This is a genomic window from Nocardia sp. NPDC004604 (assembly GCF_040609795.1).
Lineage (GTDB): Bacteria > Actinomycetota > Actinomycetes > Mycobacteriales > Mycobacteriaceae > Nocardia.
In genome coordinates this window covers 1-6507 of record NZ_JBEXLC010000260.1, presented here as the reverse complement: position 1 = coordinate 6507, position 6507 = coordinate 1, and the positions used below count along the sequence as shown (strand labels likewise).

Below are 6507 nucleotides of genomic sequence, written 5' to 3'. Positions count from 1 at the left end.
ATTACAATGTATCCGCATTATGATGGCATTCTCAATATTGATCGATGCCGAGCGCGCCACCTACCGATCCCAGGTTTCAGCCCGAGCCCACAGGTCGCAGGCCAGCCGGCGACCAGGATCCCGGACGTGGTTGTCTCGACGAGACGACTGCCGACGACCTCGAAACGCCTGGGTGATGGCTCATTACACAATCGAGCACCTAAAAATCCGCAGAGTAGCCGAGTCGGTCTCCGAGCAAGGGCCGTTGCACGGTCATCGTCATGGCGCGGTGCGTTCGGTCGGCCTCGAATCGATACAGCCACCTGCAGGTCGCCTGCCCCGCTCCGACCGGTTCGATCAGCGCGGTATGCGACATGTGCGGACGTTCGCGGACCAGGCGGTGGTTCGGCGGCGGTTCGAGGACCTGGGCGCTCGGGCCCGAGACCCAGTGATCAGCCAACGGCCCGATCTTGCGCTCTGACCTGCGCGTTTGTGGTTCTTAGTAGATCTTTCGTTCACTACGTGAGCGAGAGTTTTTGCAGGTCAAGAGCTTTTCGTTGGTTCTATTCCTCGCCCGGATCGAAGTAGCGCCTTTCAGCTCGAGGAGTTCGGTACTACCTTCGGGACGGGTAGTCGCCGACCTGCCCAGCTTTCTGGCTCGGCTCCGTCCTCTGTCGCGCGGTGAACCGGCCGATGCCTGCTGGAGGCGATCGAATTGCGGAGGTCGGCATGTGCCTGCGGTACTCGGAAATGGAAGTAGTAATGATGCCACCGGGCCGATATCCTGTGCATATTGTGGGGAGGCTGACCATGGACGATGCTCTGCAAATACCGCATCTGAGAGCCACCGCAGACTTGGAACTCCGCCCGTGGTCGTTGTCTGCGGCAGACCTCGAGCTTGTTAGGGAAGCCTCTGCCGACGACCTGATTCCTATAACCACGGTGCCGGCGACCTTCTCGCACGAGGCCGCAACGCGGTTTGTCGAACGCCAGTGGCAACTAGCGACCGATCGAACCGGATACCCGATGGTGATCGTCCGGCGACGGGACAACACACCACTGGGAAGTATCGGCCTGTGGTTGAAGGACATCGACGAAGGCCGCGCATCGCTCGGCTACTGGGTGGTCCGCTCTGCCCGCGGCCATGGCGTCGCCGCGCATGCTCTGGCGGCAATGGCTACCTGGGCGCTGGAAGAGCTGCATATCCCACGGCTCCAGCTCTATGTGGAACCTTGGAACCGCGCTTCGATCCGCACTGCGGAGAGAGCCGGTTTCGAATGCGAAGGGCTCCTCAGATCGTGGCAGAAGGTCGGCAATCGACGCCGCGACATGTTCATGTATGCGCGCCTGGCAACGGGAACCCTCGCCGAGGCGGATCGGGTTTGCACCGGTTAGACCTCAATCCGGTTGCCGGCGGTCGCGGGTGATCGTGAACCGATATCACTGCTGGCACAGTGTTCGATAGGCCCCGGCGGTGCCGGGGTACTCGCCTCGTGGTCGACCTCCACGGCCTCGCTTGTAAAATTAGTTAAAATTAGTCGAGACTATGCTTGATCTGCGTTTGTACCCACAGCCAGTGGATAAATCCGCTCGAAAACATCTGATGAATCGCTCACCCTCTCTATGAGAGGACCGTCCGATGGGTCTTGCAGAGATGCGCCGGTTCCGGCGTGATCCGTTGGGTTTCCTCGAGAATCTGCGCCGGACCAGCCCGGTAGAGGTGTTCGGGCTGCCGTGGGGCGGGTGGTGTGTCGGCGATACGGGTCTGGCGCTGAAGGTGTTGAGTGACCGCGCTTTCAATGCGGGGAAGTCCGGGTTCTTCGGTTCTATGCTGCCTTCGCGGTCTGCTCAGGTCGATTTCGGCCGTGCGGTGCGCGCAATTCTGCGGACGCATACGCCCGAGTATCGCGAGTCCCTGGCGGCGGCGGTGATCGAAATGCCCTCTGTCACCCGCTGGCCCGCAGCGGGGGTCGAGCTGGTGTATCGGTGCACCGCGGACTTGTTGCTGCACCCCGATGGTTCTCCCGAGTTGCGGCAGTTACTGGAGCGAAATGCACGCGTGGGCGCGCTTCGCCCGGCCCGAATGGCGCAGCGAGCGCGGGCGCAGCTGCTGCGCGCCAAGCTGTCCACCGCGCTGAACGAGCAGATCCGGGACCGGCGCAGCGCCACCGGCCGCACTGCGGAAGCCGAGCCACGGGATCTGCTCGATGCCGTGATCGGTGCCTGTCCCGACGGCGTCGCCGATACAACGGTGGCGCAGCTGTATGTGCTGATGTTCCGGTCCATTGTGGGACCGCTGGGCTACTCGCTCGCGTGGTCGGTGCTGCTGGGCAGTCTCCACTCTCCCAGCTCACCATGGCCTTGGCCCGTCGACTGGGTGGTACGTGAGGCCCTGCGGCACCGGCCGGTCTCCTGGATGGTCAGCCGTCCCGTCCCCTATCCCGCCGAGTTCGGGGGGATCGCCTTCCAGACCGGCGACCTGCTGTCCGTCAGCCCCTATCTGCTCCATCACGACAACAAACACTGGACCAGACCAGGGGCATTCCAACCCGACCGCTGGATTCGACCGAGCGAACACGGCCCATTTGTGCCCTTCAGTTCCGGCCCCTTCACCTGCGCCGGCGCCGCGGTCGCCCACGATCTGGTCACCGATGCAGCCACCGCCCTCATCGAGAACACCGCTCTGCGCGTCATCGGCGGCGGTGATACCCGCCCGATCGTGACCAATGCCGCGACCCCCAGGCCGTTCACCCTGCGGCGTACCCCACAAGCCCTGTCCGCGCCCGACCGAGCCCCAGGAAGGAGGTGACATCATGATCAAGGCATTGCGGTTCATCATCACCAACAAGCCGACACGCGTATGGGACCCCGCTCAATACGGATGATTCTGCTACCGGCTGGATGGCTCGACCAACGCCAACCAGCTCTCGGTCATCGGTGGCGCCCCGATGACATCGCGTTTCCACCGGGGTCTTTGGAGTGGATGAAACGTCCCGACATCCCCAACCTGTATGGCAGGGATTCGGGGACACCATCGTGGTGGGACAAGATCGTCGACTACGTCGAGGGCGAGGTGTGGCCCAACGCCAAAACCGACACCGCGTATCGAGCGGTTTTCCGCTGCTCGCAGCCGTGAAGGCTGAGCTGGCTACCTGGTCGTCGATGGCCTGGTGTGGCCTGATCGTGTTGTAGATGACCCGGAAGCGGTGAACCTCCATGTCCAGGGCATCGCCGTCGGCGATCACGCCACGGAACAGGTGCTCGTATTTCAAGGTGCCGAAGAACCGCTCGATCACACCGTTCGCACCGCGCTTGCCAACGATCAGCTCGGGCTCATCCCCGACAAGCGTCCACCGGTCGATCAGCTCGTCCTGGTCCAGCTCACACACCAGAGTCGCGCAAGCTACACCGAAATAGCTACTGCCACAGGCAATTTGCGGCAGGTAACACGATTCTTGTCAGGCGAACCTCCGATGCCCGCCAGACCGGCCATAGCAGCACAGCGCATCGGCGGGCGACATCGGTGAGTTCGCTGTCGGGCTATTTGGCGACCGCGGCAAGCTTGGCCGAGACTGCTGCCGCGATGCGAGGCGTGAACCGAGCCAGTGCGTACATCAGGTGGGCTTCTGCGGCGATGGGGGCGACGCCGGTGTTGCGGTCGACGGCCTTGAGGATGTTGACCGCCACGCGTTCGGGTGTGTACCCACGTTTGGCGTAGAGGTCGCCGAGCTTCTTGCGCACCTCGTCTCCACCGTCACCCCGGATCGGGGAGTTGGCGGTGATGGGGGTGTTGATGACGCCGGGGCAGATCGCAGTGACTCCGATGCCGAGAGGCTTGAGCTCACTGCGCAGCGCCTCGGAGAACCCGCGCACCGCGAACTTGGTCGCGCTGTATGCCGTCAGGCTGGGGTTGGCCAGCAGACCTGCGGCCGAGGCGACGTTGACGACGTGGCCCTGACCCCGCTTGACCATGTCCGGCACGAATGCGGTGCAGCCGTGCACGACACCCATCAGGTTGATCGAGACGAGCCACTCCCAGTCCTTGATGGTGGTGTCCAGGAAGCCGCCGAAAACTCCCACGCCAGCGTTGTTCACCAGAAGGTCGGGGGCGCCGAACCGCTCCCGTACCGAATCCGCGAAGGCCTCCATCTCGTCGACGGAGGAGACATCGACCTTCGCGGTCAGGACGTCGCGGCCCAACTGTCGGGCCTGCTCCGCGGTCACCTCGACGGCTGCGAGGTTGATGTCGCACAGGGCGAGCGAGGCGCCCCTGCGCGCGCACAGCAGTGCGAGCTCGCGGCCGATACCGCTGCCCGCTCCGGTGATGACCACAGCACGGCCGCTGAGGTCCTTGGTCTCGAGGTGGTTCGTAGGAAGCATGACGGAACCGTAGGTGTGGGCGACGCCGACCCGCTCGTGCGACAACGCCAGCATTTGCCTGGGCAGTTGTCGTCCCGCGACAGTAAGGTGCGCTGCATGGAGTCGGGTTGGCCACCGTTACAGGAACCGGAGTCGAAGCGCATCTGGGGCGCCGTGGTCGCCGGAGTCGCCGCCGACCTCGGTGCCCATGCCGCCGACCTTGCCGTCCGGGTGGCCGACCTGATGCGTGCGGAGTTACCGGAGTTCATCTCCGACGCCGAGGCTTACGACCAGCAGGTCGCTTCGGCGGAGGCGTCCCTCCGGGCGATCTCGGCGCAGCTCGAGCGCGGCGGTGACCCGCGAGCGGTGATCCTGCCAGCGGCCACGGTCGCGGTGGCGACAACAGGGGTGCACCGGCTGGTGGCGCTGACCCCGATGCTGCGCTCGTACCGGCTGGGCCACCAGGTCGTGTGGCAGTGGCTGCTGGCGCGGATCTCCGAGCGGACCCCGGAGCCCATCGTGCTGGCCAGGGCTGCAGATCTGCTCTCGGCCTGGTTGTTCGCTTTCGTCGATACCTCATCGAGCCTGGCTGAGCAGCTGTACGAGACCGAGCGCGACGAGTGGATGCGTAGCGCGATGGCGGCCCGGGTCGAGGCGGTCGAGGCGATACTGTCCGGTCGAGAGTGTGACGCGCGACGGGCCTCGACGCGGCTCGGCTACGAGCTGGGGCGCCATCACGTTGGCGTGGTCGCCTGGGTGGAGTCGGCACCGGAAGGTTCGGATCCGCAGCCGGCGCTCAACCGGCTGCTGCAACAGCTGGGCCAGGTGGTCGGTGCCGATGCCGTGCTGGTATGTCCGCGCGGTGCGAAGAGCAGCGTCGCCTGGATCAGTCGGGCTCGCGCGTTCGGCGACGGCGACCTCGGCAAGATCGCCATCGCGGTTGAGGCGATCACGCACGAGTTCGCCCCGCTGCTGGCGGTGGGCACCCCGGGCCGTGGGCTGACGGGCTTCCGGGCCAGCCAGACGCAGGCCGGCCATGCCCGGCGCGTGGCGACCCTGATCGGTGCCGCGACCGGCTCGGTGACCCGGTACGACGAGGTCGCGGTGGTCGCGATGGCCACGGTGGATCCTGAGCAGGCCAGGGCGCACGTCGTAGGTGTGCTGGGTGGCCTGGCCGCCGACGACGAGGCGACCTATCGGGTAGCCGAGACGCTGGCGGTCTATCTCGAGGAGAACCACAGTCGTAACCGTGCCGCCGCGCGGCTGCACATCCACGCGAACACGGTCGCCTACCGAGTCCGGCAGGCCGAGAGCATCCTCGGTCACGCGATCGGGGGCGGCGATCTCGATCTCCGCGTGGCGCTGGCCATGCTGCCTGCCCTGCGCGGGCTCCCCTCCAGCTGACCTCACCTGTGAGTTGCCGGCTGTCGCGGCAGCACAGTGAGGCGACCGAAATCTGTCGCGGCTGACCGAGACGGCACATGTCTGCGGTTCGTAGTGTCCTGCATCACAGGGCCACATGGCCCACCGACGATCGCCCAGGAGGATGCCGTGACCGTTGAGTCATCCGTGTATATCGAGCCCACCGAGCACCAGGTCGGCGCCCTGGTCCAGGCGGCCCAGCAGGCCAGTGGCCCGGTGATCATGCTGAACCTGCTGAAGTTCAACGACGAGGGGGGCCGCGACAGCTACCTGTGCTACGCCCGTGACGTGCAGCCGCATCTGGAGCGCGTTGGTGCCTCGATCGTTTACTTCGGCAACGCCGGCAGCGTGGTCATCGGCCACGAGGGAGACGCTTGGTGGGACACGATCCTGCTGGTGCAGTACCCCTCGCGGTCTGCGTTCTTGGACATGGTCATGGACCCGGGCTACCAGGAGGTCAGCCAGCACCGCACTGCCGCACTGACCACCTCGGCGCTGGTGGCCACCGACCCGTGGCCGGTCGACCTGTCGTGAGCACCGGGTTCGAGAATCGTCAGGTCGTCGTGGGCGATGTCAGATCGCCCGTGCTGGTGGGTGGTCCGCGCGACGCCTCGCCCACCGAGGCCGTGGTGTTCGTACACGGCAACCCCGGTAATTGAATTATTATAGAAAAATACACTTATGTTAGCAAAGTAGCAATCATTATATAAGTAATCAAACAAAGTTTGATTACTTATAATAGGTATA

Annotated in this window: 7 protein-coding genes; 5 read left to right on the top strand and 2 right to left on the bottom strand. The window is 64.7% G+C overall.

Annotation, left to right across the window (positions count from 1 at the left end):
• Nucleotides 1–789 precede the first annotated feature (789 nt).
• Both ABZW16_RS42600 and ABZW16_RS42595 read left to right on the top strand, forming a co-directional pair.
• Nucleotides 790–1374, top strand: a complete 585-nt coding sequence (locus ABZW16_RS42600; RefSeq protein ID WP_354961854.1) for a GNAT family N-acetyltransferase — start codon at nucleotides 790–792, stop codon at nucleotides 1372–1374.
• A gap of 244 nt (nucleotides 1375–1618) precedes the next feature.
• Complete coding sequence (locus ABZW16_RS42595) at nucleotides 1619–2788, top strand: cytochrome P450 (RefSeq protein ID WP_354961853.1); 1170 nt, start codon at nucleotides 1619–1621, stop codon at nucleotides 2786–2788.
• On the opposite strand, the gene ABZW16_RS42590 is transcribed toward ABZW16_RS42595, so the two are convergent.
• On the bottom strand, nucleotides 2727–3251 hold the full coding sequence (locus ABZW16_RS42590; RefSeq protein WP_354961855.1) for a hypothetical protein: 525 nt from the start codon (nucleotides 3249–3251) through the stop codon (nucleotides 2727–2729). The two genes, ABZW16_RS42595 and ABZW16_RS42590, sit on opposite strands and share 62 nt — an antisense overlap.
• On the opposite strand from ABZW16_RS42590, the gene ABZW16_RS42585 reads away from it, so the two are divergent.
• Entirely contained in the window at nucleotides 3150–3506 is a 357-nt protein-coding gene (locus ABZW16_RS42585; protein WP_354961856.1) for a hypothetical protein, read from the top strand. The two genes, ABZW16_RS42590 and ABZW16_RS42585, sit on opposite strands and share 102 nt — an antisense overlap.
• Before the next feature lie 13 nt (nucleotides 3507–3519).
• On the opposite strand, the gene ABZW16_RS42580 is transcribed toward ABZW16_RS42585, so the two are convergent.
• Nucleotides 3520–4359, bottom strand: coding sequence for an SDR family NAD(P)-dependent oxidoreductase (locus tag ABZW16_RS42580; RefSeq protein WP_354961852.1), 840 nt, complete (start codon nucleotides 4357–4359; stop codon nucleotides 3520–3522).
• Between the two features lie 96 nt (nucleotides 4360–4455).
• On the opposite strand from ABZW16_RS42580, the gene ABZW16_RS42575 reads away from it, so the two are divergent.
• Both ABZW16_RS42575 and ABZW16_RS42570 read left to right on the top strand, forming a co-directional pair.
• Nucleotides 4456–5742 (top strand): helix-turn-helix domain-containing protein, encoded by a 1287-nt coding sequence (locus ABZW16_RS42575; RefSeq protein ID WP_354961851.1) that lies wholly within the window; start codon nucleotides 4456–4458, stop codon nucleotides 5740–5742.
• Nucleotides 5743–5889: 147 nt separating this feature from the next.
• Nucleotides 5890–6294 (top strand): DUF1330 domain-containing protein, encoded by a 405-nt coding sequence (locus ABZW16_RS42570; protein WP_354961850.1) that lies wholly within the window; start codon nucleotides 5890–5892, stop codon nucleotides 6292–6294.
• Nucleotides 6295–6507 lie beyond the last annotated feature (213 nt).